General features: G+C 67.8%; 19 protein-coding genes and 5 pseudogenes. 14 read left to right on the plus strand and 10 right to left on the minus strand.

All coding sequences use genetic code 11. The features are described 5' to 3' along the window. Positions 1 to 6: 6 nt before the first annotated feature. Together QF032_RS00570 and QF032_RS00575 are read left to right on the plus strand one after the other, a co-directional pair. Positions 7 to 576 carry a transposase family protein gene (locus QF032_RS00570; protein ID WP_307054331.1) on the plus strand — a complete coding sequence of 190 codons (570 nt, stop codon included), beginning with the start codon at positions 7 to 9 and terminating at the stop codon, positions 574 to 576. Positions 577 to 691: 115 nt separating this feature from the next. Continuing rightward, positions 692 to 865: pseudogene (locus tag QF032_RS00575) on the plus strand (IS5/IS1182 family transposase); the annotation flags it as partial. A 24-nt stretch (positions 866 to 889) separates the two neighbouring features. On the opposite strand, the pseudogene QF032_RS00580 reads toward QF032_RS00575, so the two are convergent. Together QF032_RS00580 and QF032_RS00585 are read right to left on the minus strand one after the other, a co-directional pair. Next, a pseudogene (locus QF032_RS00580) lies at positions 890 to 1758 on the minus strand (IS5 family transposase). Positions 1759 to 2073: 315 nt separating this feature from the next. Further along, positions 2074 to 3006 carry a methylenetetrahydrofolate reductase gene (locus QF032_RS00585; RefSeq protein ID WP_307054333.1) on the minus strand — a complete coding sequence of 311 codons (933 nt, stop codon included), beginning with the start codon at positions 3004 to 3006 and terminating at the stop codon, positions 2074 to 2076. Between the two features lie 162 nt (positions 3007 to 3168). On the opposite strand from QF032_RS00585, the pseudogene QF032_RS00590 reads away from it, so the two are divergent. Further along, positions 3169 to 3911, plus strand: a pseudogene (locus QF032_RS00590) (transposase family protein). Beyond that, positions 3912 to 4279, plus strand: a pseudogene (locus QF032_RS00595) (transposase family protein); the annotation flags it as partial. It abuts the pseudogene before it with no gap. A 67-nt stretch (positions 4280 to 4346) separates the two neighbouring features. On the opposite strand, the gene QF032_RS00600 reads toward QF032_RS00595, so the two are convergent. After that, positions 4347 to 4778 (minus strand): VOC family protein, encoded by a 432-nt coding sequence (locus QF032_RS00600; RefSeq protein ID WP_307054335.1) that lies wholly within the window; start codon positions 4776 to 4778, stop codon positions 4347 to 4349. Positions 4779 to 4832: 54 nt separating this feature from the next. On the opposite strand from QF032_RS00600, the gene QF032_RS00605 reads away from it, so the two are divergent. Continuing rightward, complete coding sequence (locus QF032_RS00605) at positions 4833 to 5204, plus strand: hypothetical protein (protein WP_307054337.1); 372 nt, start codon at positions 4833 to 4835, stop codon at positions 5202 to 5204. A 30-nt stretch (positions 5205 to 5234) separates the two neighbouring features. On the opposite strand, the gene QF032_RS00610 is transcribed toward QF032_RS00605, so the two are convergent. Together QF032_RS00610 and QF032_RS00615 are read right to left on the minus strand one after the other, a co-directional pair. After that, positions 5235 to 5891 carry a response regulator gene (locus QF032_RS00610; RefSeq protein ID WP_307039009.1) on the minus strand — a complete coding sequence of 219 codons (657 nt, stop codon included), beginning with the start codon at positions 5889 to 5891 and terminating at the stop codon, positions 5235 to 5237. Then, positions 5888 to 7039 (minus strand): sensor histidine kinase, encoded by a 1152-nt coding sequence (locus QF032_RS00615; RefSeq protein WP_307054338.1) that lies wholly within the window; start codon positions 7037 to 7039, stop codon positions 5888 to 5890. Before QF032_RS00615 ends, QF032_RS00610 begins: the two co-directional genes overlap by 4 nt. A gap of 216 nt (positions 7040 to 7255) precedes the next feature. Between QF032_RS00615 and QF032_RS00620 the strand changes: the two genes are divergently transcribed. From QF032_RS00620 to QF032_RS00630, 4 genes are all read left to right on the plus strand, one after another. Beyond that, positions 7256 to 7636, plus strand: coding sequence for a hypothetical protein (locus QF032_RS00620; protein WP_307054341.1), 381 nt, complete (start codon positions 7256 to 7258; stop codon positions 7634 to 7636). Between the two features lie 14 nt (positions 7637 to 7650). After that, the gene (locus QF032_RS00625) at positions 7651 to 9081 is read left to right on the plus strand and encodes a vanadium-dependent haloperoxidase (RefSeq protein WP_307054343.1); all 1431 of its coding nucleotides are present in this window, start codon (positions 7651 to 7653) and stop codon (positions 9079 to 9081) included. A 331-nt stretch (positions 9082 to 9412) separates the two neighbouring features. Beyond that, the gene (locus QF032_RS40530; RefSeq protein ID WP_373430456.1) at positions 9413 to 10570 is read left to right on the plus strand and encodes a transposase family protein; all 1158 of its coding nucleotides are present in this window, start codon (positions 9413 to 9415) and stop codon (positions 10568 to 10570) included. A 72-nt stretch (positions 10571 to 10642) separates the two neighbouring features. Beyond that, positions 10643 to 11419 (plus strand): NAD-dependent epimerase/dehydratase family protein, encoded by a 777-nt coding sequence (locus tag QF032_RS00630; RefSeq protein ID WP_307039017.1) that lies wholly within the window; start codon positions 10643 to 10645, stop codon positions 11417 to 11419. Positions 11420 to 11656: 237 nt separating this feature from the next. Here QF032_RS00630 and QF032_RS00635 read toward each other — a convergent pair whose 3' ends face one another. The 3 genes from QF032_RS00635 to QF032_RS00645 all read right to left on the minus strand — a co-directional run bounded on the left by QF032_RS00635 (position 11657) and on the right by QF032_RS00645 (position 14235). Next, positions 11657 to 11851 (minus strand): hypothetical protein, encoded by a 195-nt coding sequence (locus QF032_RS00635; protein ID WP_306945585.1) that lies wholly within the window; start codon positions 11849 to 11851, stop codon positions 11657 to 11659. Positions 11852 to 12107: 256 nt separating this feature from the next. Further along, positions 12108 to 13532, minus strand: coding sequence for a carboxylesterase/lipase family protein (locus QF032_RS00640; RefSeq protein WP_307054345.1), 1425 nt, complete (start codon positions 13530 to 13532; stop codon positions 12108 to 12110). A 94-nt stretch (positions 13533 to 13626) separates the two neighbouring features. After that, positions 13627 to 14235: a TetR/AcrR family transcriptional regulator gene (locus tag QF032_RS00645; protein WP_307054347.1), complete on the minus strand. Its 609-nt coding sequence runs from the start codon at positions 14233 to 14235 to the stop codon at positions 13627 to 13629. A 109-nt stretch (positions 14236 to 14344) separates the two neighbouring features. Here QF032_RS00645 and QF032_RS00650 point away from each other — a divergent pair, with 109 nt between their 5' ends. The 3 genes and pseudogenes from QF032_RS00650 (at position 14345) to QF032_RS00660 (ending at position 15679) form a co-directional block, all read left to right on the plus strand. After that, entirely contained in the window at positions 14345 to 14767 is a 423-nt protein-coding gene (locus QF032_RS00650; protein WP_307054349.1) for a nuclear transport factor 2 family protein, read from the plus strand. Positions 14768 to 15012: 245 nt separating this feature from the next. Next, positions 15013 to 15093 (plus strand): annotated as a pseudogene (locus QF032_RS00655) (VOC family protein); the annotation flags it as partial. A gap of 175 nt (positions 15094 to 15268) precedes the next feature. Further along, positions 15269 to 15679 (plus strand): hypothetical protein, encoded by a 411-nt coding sequence (locus QF032_RS00660; protein ID WP_373430270.1) that lies wholly within the window; start codon positions 15269 to 15271, stop codon positions 15677 to 15679. A 253-nt stretch (positions 15680 to 15932) separates the two neighbouring features. Here QF032_RS00660 and QF032_RS00665 read toward each other — a convergent pair whose 3' ends face one another. Continuing rightward, positions 15933 to 17006, minus strand: a complete 1074-nt coding sequence (locus QF032_RS00665; protein WP_307054351.1) for a hypothetical protein — start codon at positions 17004 to 17006, stop codon at positions 15933 to 15935. 238 nt (positions 17007 to 17244) lie between these two features. Then, on the minus strand, positions 17245 to 17835 hold the full coding sequence (locus QF032_RS00670) for an ISAs1 family transposase (RefSeq protein WP_307054353.1): 591 nt from the start codon (positions 17833 to 17835) through the stop codon (positions 17245 to 17247). 91 nt (positions 17836 to 17926) lie between these two features. On the opposite strand from QF032_RS00670, the gene QF032_RS00675 reads away from it, so the two are divergent. Together QF032_RS00675 and QF032_RS00680 are read left to right on the plus strand one after the other, a co-directional pair. Next, positions 17927 to 18256 carry a hypothetical protein gene (locus QF032_RS00675; RefSeq protein WP_307054355.1) on the plus strand — a complete coding sequence of 110 codons (330 nt, stop codon included), beginning with the start codon at positions 17927 to 17929 and terminating at the stop codon, positions 18254 to 18256. A gap of 92 nt (positions 18257 to 18348) precedes the next feature. Beyond that, positions 18349 to 19098: a transposase family protein gene (locus tag QF032_RS00680; RefSeq protein WP_307054357.1), complete on the plus strand. Its 750-nt coding sequence runs from the start codon at positions 18349 to 18351 to the stop codon at positions 19096 to 19098. Position 19099: the final 1 nt, after the last annotated feature.

Here is a 19099-nt window from a genome sequence, read left to right on the forward strand (position 1 = left end):
CAGCGCATGGTCTTCGTAGACCGGCTCCTGGTCACGCTGGTCCACCTGCGGCTTGGGATCCCGCACGCCGCGCTGGCTGAACAGGCGTTCGTCTCCGGCAAGAAGAAGCAGAACACCATTAAGACCACCACCTTCAGTGACCCGCAGGGCCGCACCCTGTTCAGCGGTGTGGTCCGGCCGGGCCGCATGCACGACCAAACCGCCGTGCGCACCGAGGGCATCGCCGAGCAGTTCCACCGGCACCCCAGAGTCAAGGCCGAGGTTGACGAGGGCTACCGGGGCCTGGCCAACGAGTTCCCCGGCCAGGTCAGCGCCCCGCCGAAGAAGCCGAAGGACGACGCGCCGCTGGGCGAACAGCACGCCTGGCGCGAGCAGCGCCGCCGCCAGTCCTCCGCGCGGATCTGCGTGGAGCACACCAACGCCGAGTACAAGCAGTGGCGGCCCTTGCAACGGTTCACCGGCCGCCGCGAGATCTACGCCGAGACCCACCTTGCGATCTCAGCCCTGGTCTCTGACCGCTCCGCCCGGCGGGCGACCCGCCGTAAGTCGAGCACGGAACTGGTGCTCGCCCGGTAGGCCGCCTGCTGATCACCCACCAGCCAACCCGCCAGACCAGCACGCCCCGAACTCAATCGCTCCCAAGGTCGTAAGGTTGTCCCGTAAGTGATCTCGCTCTGCAATGATCTTGATCATGTCAGGTGTGATCACGGCGTCGGAACCGTCCTGGATAGCCCCGTTTACCGGGCTGAGCCCGCGCATCTTCGGCAAGTTGGTGACCGCGCTTCGCCGCGAGGGCGCCAGCTCCCCAGGCCAGGGACGGCCGTGGGGTCTGCCGCTGGAGGACTGGGTGCTGTTGGCAGTCGCTTAGAGGTCGTTTTCTCCCGTTGTTTCATCCCGGAATCTGCTGTTTGGTCTGCGGTTCCGGGTCGCGCCAGGAGATGGTGTTCTCGCTGGTGAGGCGGCGGGCCATGAGGTCGGTCATGGCGATGTGGATCATGGCTTCGGATCGGTGCGGGTGGGTTTCGTAGTCGCGGGCCAGTCGGCGGTGGAGCATGAGCCAGCCGTAGGTCCGCTCGACCACCCACCGCTTCGAGATCGGGACGAACCCCTTGGTGCCGGGCTTGCGTTGAGTGATTTCCATGTCGATGCCGAGGGTGGCTGCGTGCTCGACGAGGTGCTGGCGGTAGCCGCCGTCGACCCACGCTTTGCGGATGCTGGGATGTGCGGCGGCGACCTGGTCCAGGAGCTGGGTGCCGGCGATGGAGTCCTGCACGCTTGCCGCGGTGACCAGCACGGCGAGCACAAGGCCGATGGTGTCGGTGACGATGCTCCGTTTCCGTCCGACGATCTTCTTGCCGGCATCGATGCCCTGGCTGGTGGCGAGCACGCTGGTGGAGGTTTTCACGCTCTGCGCGTCGATCACGCAGGCCGACGGTTCGGCCTCCCGGCCTTCCTTCTGTCGTAAGAGTTGCCTGAGCAGGCCGTTGAGCTGGGCGAATACGCCTTCCTGCTGCCACCTGGCGAAGTAGCCGTAGACCGTGTTCCAGTGCGGGAAGTCGTGCGGGAGGTAGCGCCACTGGACGCCGGTGCGGTCCACATACAAGATCGCGTCCATGATGTCGCGCAGGTCGTGTTCCGGCGGCCGGCCGAAGTCCAGGCCCTGCCACGGCGCTCGAAGCGCCAGGCCGCCAGGACCGGCTCGACCAACTCCCAGCGGGCATCGGACAGATCACTTGGATAAGGACGTCGGCTTGGCATGCCTCCGGCGTACCGCCGCTCAACGAGTGCGCCCAGGCGCACAGCAATGACGACGGAAGCACGCAGCCTGGGAAGCCGGGCATCCTGGGATGAGACAGGAACAAGCAGCACTCCGCCCCAACAGCCACACCTCAGGACTCATCGACCCCAGCCACACCGGCTGCCTCCTTCGCATCGCATCCTCACCCATCGGGAATCCGTCTATAAACAGGCAAGACAGATGAAAACGACGTCTTACTGAGCGTTTCTCATCCTGAGCGCCAGGCGATCTCGATGGCGTGAACGGCGGCGACCGCTTGCCGACCTGACGATGATTCAGCCCAGCAGGTCGCGGATCTCCCGGACGAGGTCGATGGAGGTGTCGATCTCCAGTTTGCGGTTGGTGAGGCTCTCGACGTTGATCCCGAAAGGCAGGCCGAGGCGGCGGCAGTACGCGATCAGGGCCCGGGCGTTGAGGAGGCACTGCTCGTACGACGCGGCGAGGGGGTCGCCGCGGGTGATCTCGGCCTGGAGCCATCGCGGGACCTCGATGCCGAGCCAGGTCATGAACTCCAGGGTCTTCACCGACCCGCACGGGGCCAGGGTCAGCACTACCGGCTTCGGGTCCAGGCCCTGGTCGCGGCAGCCGTGGGTGTAGTCGGAGAGCATGTTGCGGGTGCGGTCCAGGTCGTAGCAGACCTGGGAGACGAAGAACTCGCAGCCGGCGTCCTGCTTACGCAGCATGCGTGCGTGCTCCGTCCCCGAGGCGGCGTGCCGTTCGGCGATGACCACGCCGCCCATCCGCGGCGGGAGGGAGAACCCGGCATGCCGGCGGTAGGCCTCGGGAAGGCTTGTGCGGACCACCTGGTGCCGGGAGGCCGCGCCGACCAAGACGGTCAGCACCCGGTCGCGGTCGGCTTGCGACCACCAGCGGTCCAGCTGGTCGCCGGTGTACTTGCCCACGGCGCGGTAGACGATCACCGGGCCGGCCCAGTCGGCGAGGTGGCCGTCGAGGAAGTGGGCCGGGTCCATCATCGGCATGAACGGGAACGGTCGCGGGGCCTCGGTCCGGTCGGCCTCGGCGTCCACGTCGTAGAGGATGAGCCCGTCGACCTGCACCGACCGGAGCCGGGTCAGGGCCGCGGCGGCGACGGCGTCGGCCTGCTCGGGGGTGGTGGTCTGCCGTGGCGGGGTCAGGCCGAAGAGCAGGACGCCGTCACGGGTGCGGTCCATGAGCTCGGCGGCTGTCACGGTCTCGGGGGAAGCCATTCGTGCATCATTTCATCCCACGAACGCTTCTGATCTTGTGGTTCGCGGGTGGTGGCGACTGGCGGTCGGGGTCCGTAACGCAGCAGGGCTCCTGGTCGTTGCGCTGGTGATCTCACTCGCCAACGTCTCGACATAGGAGCCCTGTTGGTCCCGTATTGTGCCATGCTCTACGTCCCTCACGAGGTCGTTGAGCACGTTTCCTGGCTCATCTACGCCCGAAGGTGTGAGGTGAGCTCCCGCTGGCGCAAGCTGGGCTGCTTCAGGCAGGCCCTGCTCGTCCTGGTGCACCTGCGCAAGAACGAGACCCTGGCCCAGGTCGCCGCGGGGTTCGGCGTCTCCACCGCCACCGCCGGTCGGAGATCCTCGCCGAGCGCGCTCCGAGCCTGCACGAGGCTCTGTGCGAGCTGCCACCAGAGGGGTTCGTCATCCTCGACGGCACCCTGATCGCCACGGACCGCATCGCGGCGGATGAGCCGTACTACTCGATGAAGCACCGCCGTCACGGGATGAACGTGCAGGTCGTGGCTGCCCCGGACGGCAGGCCGCTGTGGTTCTCGCGGGCACTGCCCGGCCGCACGCCCGACCTGACCGCGGCCCGCGCGCACGGTGTGATCCAGGCATGCCTGTCCCGTCAGCTCCTCGTCTTCGCCGACCGCGCCTACCGCGCCTACCGCGCCTACCGCGGAGCTGGTGCCACTATCCGCACCCCGTACTACGGCCGCGACCTGCCCGAGAAGTACGCCCAGTTCAACCGCGACCACACTCGGCTGCGGGCCCCGGGAGAACGCGCCTTCGCCCGCCTCAAGCAATGGCGAATCCTCCGCAAAGCACGCTGCAGCACCAACCGAATCGGCCGCACGGTCGCCGCCGTTCACGCCATCGAGATCGCCTGGCGCTCAGGATGAGAAACCCTCATTGACGCGGATATCCGCCTGGTCGTTGTGGTCGGTGAGCCTTTGCCCGGCAATCACAACGGCTGCCGGGCATGGGAGGAGACTGGCGCGAAGGCCGCCGTGGGCAGCCCACGATGGCCGACGGCGGCTATCCGGGCACCGGCCTCCTCATGCCCCACCGTCGTACCCCGGGCGAAGAGTTGCCGGGCTGGAAGCCCGAGCACAATCGCTCGCACAAGCAGGTCCGGGCCCGCGTCGAGCACGTCTTCGCCCGCATGAAGACCTGGAAGACCCTCCGCGACTGCCGTCTCAAGGGCGACGGGGTCCGACACGCCATGCTCGGCATCGCCCGACTGCACAACGTCGCTCTCACGGGATAGCTTCTGCCGCATACGAGACCTGAGAGGTCCCCGGGAGACGGCCCTCCCTCGCAGTCTCGGAGGAGAATCAGGCGAGGCAGAACTCGTTGCCCTCGATGTCCTGCATCGTGATGCACGACTCGTTGACGCCATCGGCGCGCTGCGTCAGCACGTGTTTCGCGCCGAGCGCCATCAGCCGTGCGCATTCGGCCTCGAGCGTGGCCAGGCGCTCGTCACCCACAAGCCCTGTGCCGACCCGCACATCAAGGTGCACCCGGTTCTTGACGACCTTGCCTTCGGGAACTCGCTGGAAGAGCACGCGCGGGCCCACACCCGAGGGATCAGCGCACGCGAAGTAGACCTCCTCCTCAGGCGGCAGCGAGTGGTGGTACTCCTCCCACGTGGCAAAGCCCTCCGGGACTGTGGGTACGACGTACCCCAGCACCTCGCACCAGAAGGCGGCGAGGCGCGCAGGTTCCGCGCAGTCGAAGGTCACTTGGAACTGCTTGATCGTTGACATCGGCGCACGATAACAGGGGCTCTGCCCATCTCCCCGGGCAGGTGGATCCACACGTTGCCGGGAGGACTGCCCCTACAGCCAGCCCCGCCTCCGCCACCGCAAGAGTTTGCGGAAACGGCGGGTCCGACTCCCTGGGGGTACTGGGAAATCTGCTACAAGATCTTCGGTGATGGCCTGTATGTCGAGAAAGTTATCGGAAGCGCCGGGCGAACCGACAACAACAATGCGAAGTCGATCCACCTTGAATACATCAAGGCCGGTGGCGTGCACTGGAAGAACGGCGCCCAAAGCTCCACCAGCGAATTGACGGAAACCTTCGTCCTCAACTGCCCCGTTTCGAGGGCGGGCAACTACTGCGCCAAGCTCTGGATCGCCAGCGGCGGCAGCCAGCACTACGGCGGTGAGGCCTGCATCTACGTCCACTGAGCCCAGGGGACGGCCAGAGCCTCCCGGCCGCTATCCGCCCGGGGTCACGAGCCCCGACTCGTACGCCACCACCACGGCCTGTGCCCTGCTGTCCAGGTCCAGCTTGGTCATCGTGCGGTTGAGGTGGGTCTTGACCGTCGCCTCGCTGATGTAGAGGCGCTCAGCGATCTCCAGGTTGGACAGGCCCCGTGCGATCAGTTTCAGGACCTCCCGTTCGCGGGCGGTCAACGCCTGCAGGTCGGGGGGCTGTTCGCAGACGGTCTGCCGGGCGTAGGCCTCCACAAGGCGGCGGGTGACGCTGGGCGCGAAGAGTGCGTCGCCGCCGGCGATCGCGGTCACGGCGGCGAGCAGCCGTTCTGGGCCGGAGTCCTTGAGCAGGAACCCGCAGGCTCCGGCGCGCAGTGCCCCATAGACGTACTCGTCGAGGTCGAAGGTGGTCAGCATCAGGATGCGGGGCGGGGGGTCGCCGGCCGCGGCGAGGATGCGTTCGGTGGCCTCGATGCCGTTCATGCCGGGCATCCGGACATCCATGAGGATCACCTGAGGGGCGGTTCGTGCGGCCAGGAGGACGCCCTCCGCGCCGTCGCTAGCCTCGCCGACCACCTCGATGCCGGGTGCGGCACGCAGCAGGCCCACCAGGCCGGCCCGGATGAGGAACTGGTCGTCCACGACGAGCACGGTGGTCATGTGGTGGTGTCGTCCCCCTGCTGTGCGGCCCGCGCGGACGTCGGCAGGATCAGCCGCACGGCGAAGCCACCTTGGTCCTGCGGGCCGATGTCGATCTGCCCGCCGTAGAGCTTGGCCCGCTCTCGCATGCCGAGCAAGCCGTGTCCCCCGCCGGTTCGTACTCTGTCTGGAATCACCCCCTCGCCGTCGTCCGTGACCGAAACCGTCACCTGGTGCGGTTCATACCTCAGCAGTACCTGCGCACTCGCGCCGGGCGCGTGCTTGAGGACGTTGGTGAGTGCCTCCTGCACCACCCGGTAGGCGCACAGTTCCACGCCAGGGGCCACCGGACGCTCGACGCCCTCGACGGTCAAGGCGACCTCGGTCCCGCCGGCGCGGACACGTTCGGTCATCTCGCCGAGGCGGGCCAGGCCCGGCATCGGACCGGCGGGGGCACCCTCGTCGGAAGCGCGCAGCACCATGAGCATGCGGCGCAGCTCTTCGAGGGCTTCCTTGCCGGTGGCTTCTATTGTGTCGAGCGCGGTACGTGTGGTCTGGCGGTCGGTGTCGAAGACGAACCGGGCGAGACCGGTCTGCACGGAGATCACGGACATGTGGTGGGCGACCACGTCGTGCAGTTCGCGGGCGATCCGGCCGCGTTCCTCGGCCACCTCGCGCCGGGCCCGCTCCGCCTGCTCCCGGCGCAGCTGCCGGGCCAGCTCGTTCGAGCGGCGGGCGAGGAAACCGAACCGCCACAGCATCGCCGGGTAGACCACCGCCTGTCCGATGACAGACGCCCAGGAGTCGGTGTGGTTCACCGCACCCGCGTAGATCCAGACCCCGCCCATCAGCGCGGCGCAGGCTACGGAGACGCGCGCCACGCGCCCGGAGGCGACCGTGTAGACGGCGAGCATGGGGCCGAAGCTGCACACCACGGGCCAGTAGCCGGCAGTGATGTACGCCAGCCAGATCGCGTGCACGAGGCTGCAGACCAGGACAGGGGCACGGCCGCGGAGGACGAGCGGCAGGTGGACCAGGACGACCAGAGCGTAGGCGGCTCCGTCGAGCGGGTTCTGCCCCTGCCGGGCGGCCTCCGGCCCCAGCAGTAAGGCCACGCCGGTCAGCGCCGCCACAATCAGCGCGTCGACGACGAGGGGGCGGATCCACATCGCAGGAGCGTAACGCCTGCCCGGCCTGATGGGCGTCAACCTTCCGCGGTACCACGGAAGTTGCAGGAACGGGGCGACTACCACGCTGGGTCGGCCCGGAGTGCCAACCAGCGTGGGGCGACACCACACGCGGCCCGCCCGTAGCGTCTTGGACCAGCACCACGACGAGTCGCGTCCGTTCTCAAGGACACTGCCAGAGACAACCTGTCGGCTTGCGTGCAGATCCACACCACCCACACGGCTGGCGGAACCCGCTACGAGTGGATCTGCAACAGCGGCGGGTCCGGTAGCGAGAAGGACGTGTTCTGCACCTTCGTATTAAGCGTGCGGAGGATCTGGGTCTGCGAAGGCAGGGACATGGGGGCGTCTGCACGGTCATGGTCGGCGGTGCCCACGTCATCTGCTGAGGCCGGCATACGGATCCGATGCGGCAGCGAATACGCCTCCGAGGCGTTCCAGCAGCTGTGCCGCCGCCGGGGAGTGGCGCAGCTCAGTGCGGCCGGCGGGAAACCGCCCATCGAGTTCGAACGGATCACCAGCAAGCGCGAGCCCGTACCGACCAGGAATGTCCTGCCGTACAACCAACGTCTCTACTGAACCAGGGAGTCGATATGTCAACGAGTGTCAGACCTGTCCGGCCGAGCACTGGGATGTGGCGCCGGGCGCTGGCCACGGCGGCGGTGCTGGCCACCACCGGCAGCGCGCTCACCGTCGCTTCGCAGCCCGCACAAGCGGCGCTGCCGCAACAACAGATCGCCGATCCCGTCCACTACTGGAACGATGTCCTGCTCCAGGTCATCCGGCGTGAGGGCGGCGGACCGGGGCCGATGGCCCGTTCCGCGGCGATGCTGAACGCGTCGCTCTACGACGCCGAGAGCTCTTACCAGCTGAAGTGGAAGGGCAAGATCACCTCGGAGCCGTACATCTACGCCCACAAGTACGACGGCTGGGTCGAGGGTCCCGACGAGGAGGAGCGGGTGATCGGCCGTACGGCGTACAACATTCTACTGGGGCTATACGGCGAGAACCAGGCGCAGTTCCTCGACTCGAAGTTCCTCGAGCGGTTCGGCACCAAGCCCACCGAGTTCGATCTGCTCGACGTCACCGTGGTCAACCGCATGGTCACGCAGATGAGGAACGCGCGAAACGGTGACGGCTCCGCCAATCCCAAGGTGTACGTCGGCGACAACAAGCCGGGCGCGTGGCGGCCCACCAGCTACCCGGACATGCCCGATCCCTCGTGCGAGCGGGACAGCCAGGCAGTCACACCGTTCTGGGGCGAGGTGAAGCCCTTTGCCCTCACCTCCGGCTCGCAGTTCCGCCCGGCGACCCCGGGCCTGTACGGGACGTACGAGAAGCTGCTGGCCAGCGACGCCTACCAGGCTCAGGTCGAGGCGGTGCGGTCGGCCGGCGCCGACAAACCGACCGCGCGTACACCCGTCGTCAACCGGACCCCGGAGCAGGAGGCGGCGGCCTGGTTCTGGGCCAACGACCTGAACGGCACCTACAAACCGCCGGGTCAGCTGCTTCAGGCGACCCGAGAGGTCTCCCAGGCCCGCGGCCTGAGCACGTACGAGAACGCTCGGCTGTTCGCCCTCGTTTCCATCGCCATGGCAGACGCCGGGATCGCGGTACGGGACGTGAAGTTCCTGACACCGATCGACCTGTGGCGGCCGGTGTCCGCGATCCGGGAAGGCGGGCTCGACCCGGAGTGGAAGCCGCTGCTGAAAACCCGGGCGGGCGTGAACGTCACCCCGTGCTTCCCGGCCTGGGCCTCGGGGCACGCGACCTTCGGCGGGGCCTGGGCCGGGGTGATGAAGCGCTACTTCGGCAGCGACAACATCGCCTTCGACATGACCACCGACGAGCCTCAGTCACCGGTGAAGACCCGCCACTTCGCCAGCTTCAGCGCGGCGGCCGCCGAGGACGCCTACAGCAGGGTCTGGCTCGGAGTCCACTTCCCGTGGGACGCGGAGGACGGCCTCACCCTGGGTGACAAGGTCGCAGCCCAGGTCTTCACCACGAAGTTGCGCAAGCTCTAGCAAAGTTCAGGCCGAGGCCGCGGTTCGGGCCCAAGCCCAACCTGTTCGCCGACCCCGGCTTCACCGTCGTCGGGGCCGACGTGCCTCAGGCGGCCCCGCAGTTCGGGCTGTTCGAGACCGCCACCGCTTGTCGACGCTCACGCAATTCCCCACTTCCGACGGCCTGAGCGTCACGTAATTCGGCTCTGGCGCTGATCTTGTGACGCTGTCGGTGTCAGTGGTGGCTGCGATCGGGGCTCGCGTGTTCTTCGCGGAGTTTCGAGGTGCTGTTCCCTCATCTGGCCGGCGTCGTGGTGGAGTTGGTCGAGCGGGCTGTGCGGGGATGGTCACGATGCATGCGCGGGCCCGCTCGGCGGGTGCGGAATGCCCGCACTGCGGTAGCACATCGGGCCGGGTGCACAGCCGGTACATACGACGGCTCGCGGATGCCGCGGCCGGTGGCGCCAGAGTGGTGATCGAGTTGCTGGTGCGTCGGTTCAAGTGCCCGAACCCCGCGTGCCGGGCGGTGACGTTCGCCGAGCAGATCGCGGGGCTGACAAGCCCGCATGCCCGCTACACGCCGCTGGTGCGTGAGCAGTTGACCTCGATCGCCCTCGCCCTGGCCGGCCGCGCGGGAGCCCGCCTGGCCGCGGCGCTGGGCCTGCGCGTCGCCAAGGACACCCTGTTACGACTGGTCCGCGCCACGCCGGAAGAATTCGTCGGACAGAATCGTGTGCTCGGTGTCGACGATTTCGCGCTGCGGAAGGGCGACTCGTACGCCACGATCCTGGTGGACCTGGAGAGACGCGCCCGGTGGACGTGCTGCTCGGCCGGGACGCCGAACCGCTGGCCGCACGGCCACTCGGGCCGCTCGCCCGGCAACGTCGCGATCCGCAGGGGCCTCGCAGCCCATCTCGTCCAGGCCGCGACGGGCATGTCACTGCAAGAAGCAGGGGCCTACCTCGGCATCCCTGTGGCGTGGATGGACTCCTGGGGGAGATTCCGCCCGTTGGAGGAGCGCCTGCACCGACGCCGAGCAGACCTACCCTCGCTGTTCCAACGCTTCACCGACCACGGACCATCTGCTGCTGGACTACCACGCCCGACGAAAGCGTTTCGCGAACTGGACACTCCCGGTCTCGGAAATGCAGAAGATCGTCCACTCCGCCCACATGGATTATCGGGCAGTCGACTACAGGACGGTCACCCCGCACGGGACAGCGAACAGGCCCTGTGCCACCGCACTCGCCAGTCGCGTCAGCTCCTGCGAGATGCCGAGAGGACCACTTCGCTGTACCCGGCGCCGCCGATCAGCCTCACGGATGCGTCTCTCCCCGAGCGGCAGTTCCCGGCGTCGGCGGTGACTCCGCCGGCAGAGCCGGGCTCGCGAAAGAAGCCATCAGGCGATGGCCACCGCGGAGGACGGCGGCCGTCTCCCCATCGCCTGGTTCCCCAGCCGCTGCCACCTCGCCCAGGGGTCGTCGCCCCTGGAGGCCGACAGCCCGCATGAAAGCAGGCCCACCGGCGAGCGACCGACCACCGGTGCGGCAGGGTGGTCGTCATGGGAACAAGACGTGGGACTGTGGCGATCACAGGTGCGGCCGGGCGAATCGGATCGGTGGTGCGGGCGGGCTTGCGCGATGAGGTGGCACGGTTGGTGCTCATCGATCGTGTGGGGCTCACAGCGCAGACGCCGACGGAGGACGTTCACCAGCTGGATCTGCGTGACGCCGAAGCGGTGACAGCGGCTCTGAAGGGCGTGGACGCGGTGGTGCATCTGGGTGGGATCCCTGATGAGGCACCATTGCCGGATCTGCTGGACGGCAATGTCCGAGGGACGCACCACGTGCTGGAGGGCGCGCGTCGGCAGGGGGTCCGGCGGGTCGTGCTGGCCAGCAGCAATCGCGTGAGCGGTTTCTATCCGGTCACGGAGACCGTGACACACGAGATGCCCGCGCGTCCGGACGGCCTTTATGGTGTCAGCAAGGTTGCCGTGGAAGCCCTCGGGCGCCTGTATGCGGACAAGTTCGGCCTGTCGGTGGTGTGCCTGCGGATCGGGAGCTTTGAGGACGCGCCGAGCGAGCGACGGCATCTGTCCACGTGGTTGAGCCCCCGCGACGGTTTCGGTTTCATCCGGACGGCTCTCACCGCTCCGGACGTGCGCTTCGAGACCGTCTATGCAGTGTCCGCCAACCTCCGCCGTTTCTGGGATACCGATGCAGGGGCGAATTTGGGATACATACCCGTGGACGATGCCGAAGCCTTCGCTTCGCGTCTTGCGGCGGGCCCGGATCCGGCCGAGAGCGATCCGCAGGGCGGCGAGTACGCCAGCGCGGAATACACCCTCCGGCACATGTGAAGGCCGGCTGGGCTGCTGTGCGCCGGGCATGCCTGCATCGGCCTGGGCAGCGTCCCGTGCCCGCTGCCGATCACGTTCGGCGTCCCACACCACCGGCGTCACCCGATCAGCGGCCACCCTGAAACAGCCAAGGTGGCTGGGCGCTGCATACGCGGCCCTCAGGTTCCGCTGGCCGGGATACGCCTGATCGGTCGGACACCCTCACGCCTGGAGATGCTCTGCCTCGTCGCGCTTCGCTCAGGAAAGCGGCTCGGGAACGTCGCCCGGCCTGACCGGCACGATCTCGACACGGGTGCAGCCCACGGCTTTGAGTTCGGTGCGGCGATGCTTCGCAGACCGTTTGTCGTACCTGCCGGCCGACGCCTGCGGAGTGCCGTCCGGGTCGGTCCACCGGAGGCCGTAGTTCTGCATCACGCTCGTCATGGAGATCATCACTTCCCCTCCCCCGGCGGCCGTAAGCACACCGCGAGTCACCCGTGGACGTTCTCACGGCCGTCGATCCCTCGGCGGTGAGACCTGCTCCCTTGGCTGCCCCACGAACGAGGCCTTCCACCCGTCCCCGTCACCGGCCCCAGCTCCCTCGGCCGGCCTGGGGCCGGCTCGACGTGGTGGCGGCCGAGCCGTCCGTGGAGCTCGACGCGCAGGTCGTGCTGGTACGGCGACCCGGCGGCGCAAGCGGCACGAACGGCTACCGGGATGCAATGTGCTCCCAGATACGCCGGGAGTCTTCCAGCGGGTAGGGGGCGTCCGTGGGGAGTGTGTCCCAGCTCCGGGTGGTGGGGCTGGTGTGTGCGGGCTCGAAGCGCGGCCAGCCGGGGTCGCCGGTGGCGGCGAAGGACGCCCAAGCCGTTCGGATACGTTCTGACAGGCCGGCGAAGTCGGCGGGCGGCGGGGAGCCGAGGAACCGGGCTGCCTGGCGGCTCGTGGCGTTGCCGAAGACGAACGGGACGTCGATGCCGTGGGCGGCGCCCAGGGTGGGGCCGCGCCAGGTGAAGTCGTAGAGCCAGGTCCGTCCGCCCGCGCGGGCATGGGCCTCGGCGACCCAGGTGGTGGGCATGCGGACGAGCGCGTCGGACAGCATCACTGTGAACAGGTCGGCGTCACTGACGCCGGGATGGCTCTGCTGGTAGGCGGTGGCCGATTCCTTCTCCAGCCCGACCGCTTCGGCGACGATCGTCAAGTCAACTCCGCACGGGGACTGCGGTCCTTGGCCCCGGTATTCCTCGTGGGTGAACCCGCAGACCAGGTCCACGTCCCGGCCTGCGCCGGTCCGGAGCGCCGTCCAGGGTGGTCCGGTCACGAGGTCGCCGTCGATGACGGGGGCGAACGCGGTGAACCCCTGCCGGTCGCGCAGCGGCGCGTCCTGGACGGCAAGGATCGTCTCGGGCGGCAGTGCGGCGAACGCGTCCCAGGTCGGCGCGACACCGAGGGCTGCCGCGATCGTCGCGGTGACGGACTCGGCCTCGGCGCCAGTGCGGATCCCGGAGGGGATGCTCTGGGTGATCGCGCGCCGGAACAGGCCGCGCGCGGCGGGCGCAGCCATGAGCAGGGCGGTGGAGGCGGCACCGGCGGACTGGCCGAAGACGGTCACGTTGGCGGGGTCGCCGCCGAACGCGGCGATGTTGTCCCGGACCCACTCCAGGGCGGCGACCTGATCGCGCAGCCCGCGGTTGTCCGCGACCCCGGGGAGGTGCCCGAAGCCCTCGAAGCCGACACGGTAGTTGAAGGTGACCACCACGGTCCCGGAGCCGGCCAGGGTGGAGGCGTCGTACTGCGGCATGTTCGAGGAGCCGTGCTTCCACAGGCCGCCATAGATCCACACCATGACGGGCAGGCCCGCCGCGCCGATGTCCGGGCTCCATACGTTCAGCGTCAGGCAGTCCAGCCCGGCACCAGGCCGCCACGCCGGTGGAGCGGTGGGCGCCGGTGCAAGTTGCGGAGGGGCCGCGCCGAACCCGACGCAGTCGCGGACACCGTCCCACGGCGCGGCCGGCGCCGGGGGATGAAAGCGCAGCATGCCCTCAGGGGCTGCTGCGTAGGGCACTCCCTTGAACGCCGTGATGCCACCAGTACCGAGCCCCCGGACCCGGCCCGTCGTCGTGCTCACAATCATCTCGACCACCCGGCGGGGACGGTCGGGTCGCACTGGGTCGCTATGGCGGGCTCCTGGGGTGTCGGGTACGGGCGCAGGCAGTACAGGGACCTCATCACGTGGCGCTGCTTTCTGTAGGCGGCTGGCGCATGGGTGCGATTCCCGCGGTCACCAGGCGCAGGAACAACGCCTTCCGCTGCTCACGCAACTGCGGGTCCGCGCTCGTCTTCTTCAGCCCGTCCGCGACCGCGAGGAGGAGAAGCACGATGTCCTCGGCGGTCGCGTCGGAGGTCGAGAACTGCACTTCTCCCGCTGCTGCGGCGGCATGCAGCGCAGAGGCGAGCCGGGCGACCAGAGCCGCATGGGCCTCGCTCACGATGTCCCCGGCGACGTCGAGACTCGCATCGAGGACTTCCCCGCCGTGCACGCTCGACGAGATCTGCGCCAGGAGTCCTCCGAAGTAGGCGGTCACCGCGGCGTCGATTCGGGACAGCACGTCGCCCTGCTGGGCGAGAGCCGTGTCCACTTCGCCGAGCGCCCGGGAGTGTGCCCGGCGCGACCCTGCGCGGAAGAGATCTTCCTTGCTGGCGAAATGCAGGTACAGAGCAGCCCGGGACATCCCGGCGGCACGGGCCACGTCCCGCATGGTGGTCTTGCCGTAGCCGTACTGACAGAAGGCGGTCAGTGCGGCATCGAGGATGTGTTCCGTTCGGTCATCTGCCATGCTGTAATTCTGACGCAATGGACCCTCAGCGTCAATGAGTCCAACTTGGCTGGTCAACCCGGGTTTCCACGCCCGATGCCTGCCTCTCAATCCATCAGGAGTGAAACCCATGGCGCAGACAGCCGTTCCGGCCGGTGGTGTGATCGCCGAGCAGATCCGCGAGGTCGAGCGGGCCAGGCTACGAGCGCTCGTCGCAGGCGACATCAGTGCCGCTTCCGAGCTGCACGCATCCGACTTCCAGCTCGTCACCCCCGTCGGCCAGGTACTGCCCAAAGACGCATACCTCCAGGCGATCGCGACCGGAGACATCGACTACGTGGAATGGGAACCCGGTCCCATCGACGTCCGCATTCACGGAAAAGCCGCCGTCATCCGCTACCAGGCCATGCTGGAGGTGATCTTCAAGGGCCGCCGGGTACCCCGCGCGAGCTACTGGCACACCGACACCTATGAGAACGCAGACGGCCAGTGGCAAGCAGTCTGGTCCCAGGCAACCGCGATCGAGCAGATCATGCAGCCTCCCCTCCAGTAGCGGGCAGCCGGACCTGAGAGCGCCGCAGCTCCCCGGGACGCGTCCGCGGACGCTTGCCGCGCGCTCTGCTCACCTCGGCGATATTCCGGCCATGGGGGCCGCCGCCCGGTCCCGCGACGGCTCATCACGTCTGCGTATTCGATCGCTCGGCGGTGTCCGCCGCTGTGCGGGGACGGGGCACGGCGGCCGCCGGCCCCAGGTCGAGGCGCTTGCTCATGCATCTCGGCGGGACCGGAAGGACCGGCATCATCGACGGCACCTTCGGCCGGACCTTCACCTTCGCCGACCCCGACGGCTACCAGATCACCCTCCACGACCGCGCCTGATACGCCCGACGACCAGCCTGTCGAGATCGAGGCGAACCGGGGCATCTACCAGCGGTAGACCGCCGCCTGCCACCGGCCCGGCCGCGCCCGCAATCGGTGCGCTGCTGCAGCAGCTCACCGATTCCGTCAGTCATGGCGTCCCCGCTACCGGCCGAGCTGAAAACCGGGGCGGACGTTGGCCGATGCCATGCTCAACGGCTGGGTGGCGGCGGTGGCGTCACTGCGCGACCTCCTGCCGGTCGGCGACTTCGGGAGGCCGGGGCTGCCCGGAATGTTCTCCCTAGCCGCCCCGGACTACATCCGTGATGTCCTCACCGCGGCTGGATTCACCGGCATCACCATCACCCAGGCGCAGATGCACGGGGCATGGGGACACGGAGCCGAGGACGCGGCGGAGTTCCTGCTGGGAACGGGCCCCGGTCGCCACCTGATGGAGCAGGCCGACGCGGCTGCACGGGCCTACGCCCGCCGCACCCTGACGGAACATCTGCGCGACCACGAGGCGGCGGACGGCACGGTCCGGCTGCGCAGCACCTCGTGGCCGGTCACCGCAGATCGCCCAGCCGACCCATCGGACAGGCCCTAGACCAGCGGGTGCGTGTTCTCGGGTCTCGGCTCAGGGGCATTGCGTGATTGGGATTGGTCCGGTTCGCCGGTCTCGTGAGTGACGTGGCGTCATGTCCGTTGTGCGGCAAGGGGCCCGGGAGAGCAGACAGATCTCGATCATGCAATTGCCCCTGTCCGCTCGAGGAAGCTGAAACCCGACGTAAGCAGCTTTTCTCCAGCAGCACTTTGACGTTTCCCCTGTTCAGGGGAAACGTCAAAGTGCTGCTGGAATACTAAACCCGAATCCCGCCGATCTGCAGGGCCACTCCGTCTATCATGGAGCCGCCAACGAAGTTCGGTTTCACGTTGAACTTGATCGAGCTGAATCGCCCGGGGAGGCGTACGCTGCCGCTGGAGTCAGTGGGTTCGCCCGGTGGGGGCTGGAACGCTCTGCCGATGACCTGATTGCCCACGACGCTGAAGTCCCGGGGCCCCCCGCTTGTTCCCGTGTCGCCGCTGAGCCGGGTGATCTGCGTGCCTGTCGGGAACGTCAGGGTTGAGCCGAGCGATCCCAGGTGGAAGACGGGATCCTGCACCATCTCACCGAGGAAGTTGACTGTGAACTCCTTATTCTCGGGCTCGCCGACGATTTCTATCATGTCCGACGCGGACAGTGATGGAGTGAATGCCGGTGAGTTGAACACAGGGGCTGATCCGTCGAGGATAGCGGCTCCCAGGCGCCCGGCGATCTGCACTCTAGCGTCATCCAGAGATCCTGCAGCCACGTTGCCGTTGCGGGACTTCCAATCGGTGAAAGGAATGGGAAGGGCTGTCCCGCCGATCTGCAGGGCCACTCCATCTATCATGGAGCCGCCAACGAAGTTCGGTTTCACGTTGAACTTGATCGAGCTGAATCGCCCGGGGAGGCGTACGCTGCCGCTGGAGTCAGTGGGTTCGCCCGGTGGGGGCTGGAACGCTCTGCCGATGACCTGATTGCCTACGACGCTGAAGTCCCGGGGCCCCCCGCTTGTTCCCGTGTCGCCGCTGAGCCGGGTGATCTGCGTGCCTGTCGGGAACGTCAGGGTTGAGCCGAGCGATCCCAGGTGGAAGACGGGATCCTGCACCATCTCACCGAGGAAGTTGACTGTGAACTCCTTATTCTCGGGCTCGCCGACGATTTCTATCATATCCGACGCGGACAGTGATGGAGTGAATGCCGGTGAGTTGAACACAGGGGCTGATCCGTCGAGGATAGCGGCTCCCAGGCGCCCGGCGATCTGCACTGTAGCGCCATCCATAGATCCCGCAGCCACGTTGCCGTTGCGGGACTTCCAATCGACGAACCCAAGCGACAGCGTTGTTGCCATTTGTCTCTCCCGACTGACATTGCAGAACTAGTGGGTTCCCCCCGAGCTTTCCTGGTCTTGCCGACAACCTCGACTGCTGCGCTCAACCCCTTGAGGAGAACGCGGCCTTGTGTTGTAACTGAGCGGCCTTTTCAGATTAGCCCGTATGAGACCTACGCGCCTCCCGGGGCTTATTGATCCTTTTTATCCTCGATTCTTCGGTCAGGGTCATTGCGTGATCAAGATCTGTCTGGGTTCGTCATGTGAGACCGAGGGCTCGTAGCGGCCCGTGGTAGTCGCGGCCGGTATGGCGGAGGGCGGCGGCAATGTTGGTCTGGCCGTCCTGGCGGAAGACGCTGATGGCGGGGTTGCGCAGGGAGGCCATGGCGCGGGGCAGAGTGCCGGTGCGGACCTTGGAGTCGTCCTCGCAGAACGTGCGGTCCCGTACGTGATGCAGGAGGTTCTCGATACCCCAGTGCCCTCTGATCCAGGTGGCGAGCTCGGCGCAGGTGGCGTCGAAGACGCGCAGGCTGGTGATCAGGTAGACGCGCTCGATGGTCAGCTTCCCGGTGCTCAAGTCGCGTCGCCACCGTACGACTTGGATCGCCTGGCGGGCGCCGGGGTAGTCGAGGTGGCTGAACGCGGCGACTTTGAGCCGGCGGATCTCGTCGCGGTGGTGGGCGTCGTCGCGTGTGCGGTGCCCGAGCGGGATGTCCTGCCAAGGCAGCGTCCTGACCTGGGCGTACAGGCCCGGATGGTTCTTCTTCACGACGGCCACGTAGTGCGCGCCGCGACTGGTCAGATAGGCCCCGTGGTCGTGCTGGGTGTGCAGGGCGTCGGCGGTCACCACCGTGTTCTCCAGCTCGAGACCATCCAGCAGGGTATGAAGAGGGGATCTCGTTGCTCTTGGATGCGACCTGCCGCTGGGCCAGGACCACGCCGTGGTGGTCCATCGCCGCCAGCAGCTGGATGGCCACGGCCGTTGCGGTTCGCGAGCCGCGGACCACCTTGCCGTCGACGGCGATCACCCGTCGCACCGACCCTTTCTCCGCAGCCGGATCGGTCGGGGGCGGCGTTCTGGCCTGCAGATACACTTTGATCGCCGCGTCCAGCGCGTCACCGTCCACACGCTGCAGCAGGCGCCGCACGGTTGCGGCGTGCGGCACCGGGCGCAGACCGGTAAGCGGATCGGCAGCAAAGCCGAGGACACCCAGTACATGCTGCGGGGCATCCGTGATCCACTCACTGAGCTCTTTCAGTGTGGCCACTGATCGGGTGACCGGCCAGCGGCCCGCAACGCACGAGGCTCCTGTGCCGTTGAGAGAGGTGTTCGACGTCTCAACTCAGCAGCGCAGGAGCCTCGTTGGTTCCCCATCCTGCCTCACTCGACCTGCCGCACGCCTTGGTCGAGTGGGTAACCATGCTCGTCGTCACCCGTGAGGGTGACCGCCGCTGCAAGCTCCCACCGCACCAGCGTGCTCTCGTCGCCTTGATCTACCTGCGTCGGCACGACCCGCTCACGCAGATCGCCGCGGGCTTCGGCATATCCGTCGGCACCGCCCACGCCTACGTCACCGCCGTCGTCGGCCACCTCGCCCGCCGGGCTCCCGGCCTGCTGCGAGTCCTGCGGGAGACCGATCCCGAGCACGTCCTGCTCGACGGCACGCTCGCCGAGTGCGACCGGGTCGGCGACAGCCGGGCCGATTTCTCGCAGAAGCACCGCCGCCACGGCGTGAACGTGCAGGTCGTCGCCGATCCCGCGGGCAACTTGCTGTGGATCTCGCCTGCGCTGCCCGGCCGCACCCATGACCTGACCGCGGCTCGCACCCACCGCATCATCCGGATCTGCGAACGCCAAGGAGTGCCCGTCCTCGCCGACCGCGCCTACATCGGCGCCGGCCCCTGGGTGACCACGCCGATCAGACGACTTCCGCACCAGGACCTCAGCCCGACCCAGCGGACGATCAACCGGGCCCTGTCAGCGGCACGGGCACCGGTCGAACGAAGCGTCGCGCGGCTCAAGTCCTGGCGCATCTTCCGCCGGTCGCGCTGCAGCCCCAACCGCATGACCGCCATCGCCGCTGCCGTCCTCACCCTGGAGAGACAACGCTGAA

This window comes from Streptomyces achromogenes (assembly GCF_030816715.1).
GTDB classification, from domain to species: Bacteria; Actinomycetota; Actinomycetes; order Streptomycetales; family Streptomycetaceae; genus Streptomyces; species Streptomyces achromogenes_A.

Bases quoted from the DNA above. Each gene is read 5' to 3' on its own strand.
- QF032_RS00650 (WP_307054349.1), top strand. From the start codon at position 14,345: ATGGCGCAGACAGCCGTTCCGGCCGGTGGTGTGATCGCCGAGCAGATC.
- QF032_RS00585 (WP_307054333.1), bottom strand. From the start codon at position 3,006: ATGGCTTCCCCCGAGACCGTGACAGCCGCCGAGCTCATGGACCGCACC.
- QF032_RS00635 (WP_306945585.1), bottom strand. From the start codon at position 11,851: ATGATCTCCATGACGAGCGTGATGCAGAACTACGGCCTCCGGTGGACC.
- QF032_RS00640 (WP_307054345.1), bottom strand. From the start codon at position 13,532: ATGATTGTGAGCACGACGACGGGCCGGGTCCGGGGGCTCGGTACTGGT.
- QF032_RS00600 (WP_307054335.1), bottom strand. From the start codon at position 4,778: ATGTCAACGATCAAGCAGTTCCAAGTGACCTTCGACTGCGCGGAACCT.
- QF032_RS00570 (WP_307054331.1), top strand. From the start codon at position 7: ATGGTCTTCGTAGACCGGCTCCTGGTCACGCTGGTCCACCTGCGGCTT.
- QF032_RS00625 (WP_307054343.1), top strand. From the start codon at position 7,651: ATGTCAACGAGTGTCAGACCTGTCCGGCCGAGCACTGGGATGTGGCGC.
- QF032_RS00610 (WP_307039009.1), bottom strand. From the start codon at position 5,891: ATGACCACCGTGCTCGTCGTGGACGACCAGTTCCTCATCCGGGCCGGC.
- QF032_RS00645 (WP_307054347.1), bottom strand. From the start codon at position 14,235: ATGGCAGATGACCGAACGGAACACATCCTCGATGCCGCACTGACCGCC.
- QF032_RS00665 (WP_307054351.1), bottom strand. From the start codon at position 17,006: ATGGCAACAACGCTGTCGCTTGGGTTCGTCGATTGGAAGTCCCGCAAC.
- QF032_RS00615 (WP_307054338.1), bottom strand. From the start codon at position 7,039: ATGTGGATCCGCCCCCTCGTCGTCGACGCGCTGATTGTGGCGGCGCTG.
- QF032_RS40530 (WP_373430456.1), top strand. From the start codon at position 9,413: ATGCATGCGCGGGCCCGCTCGGCGGGTGCGGAATGCCCGCACTGCGGT.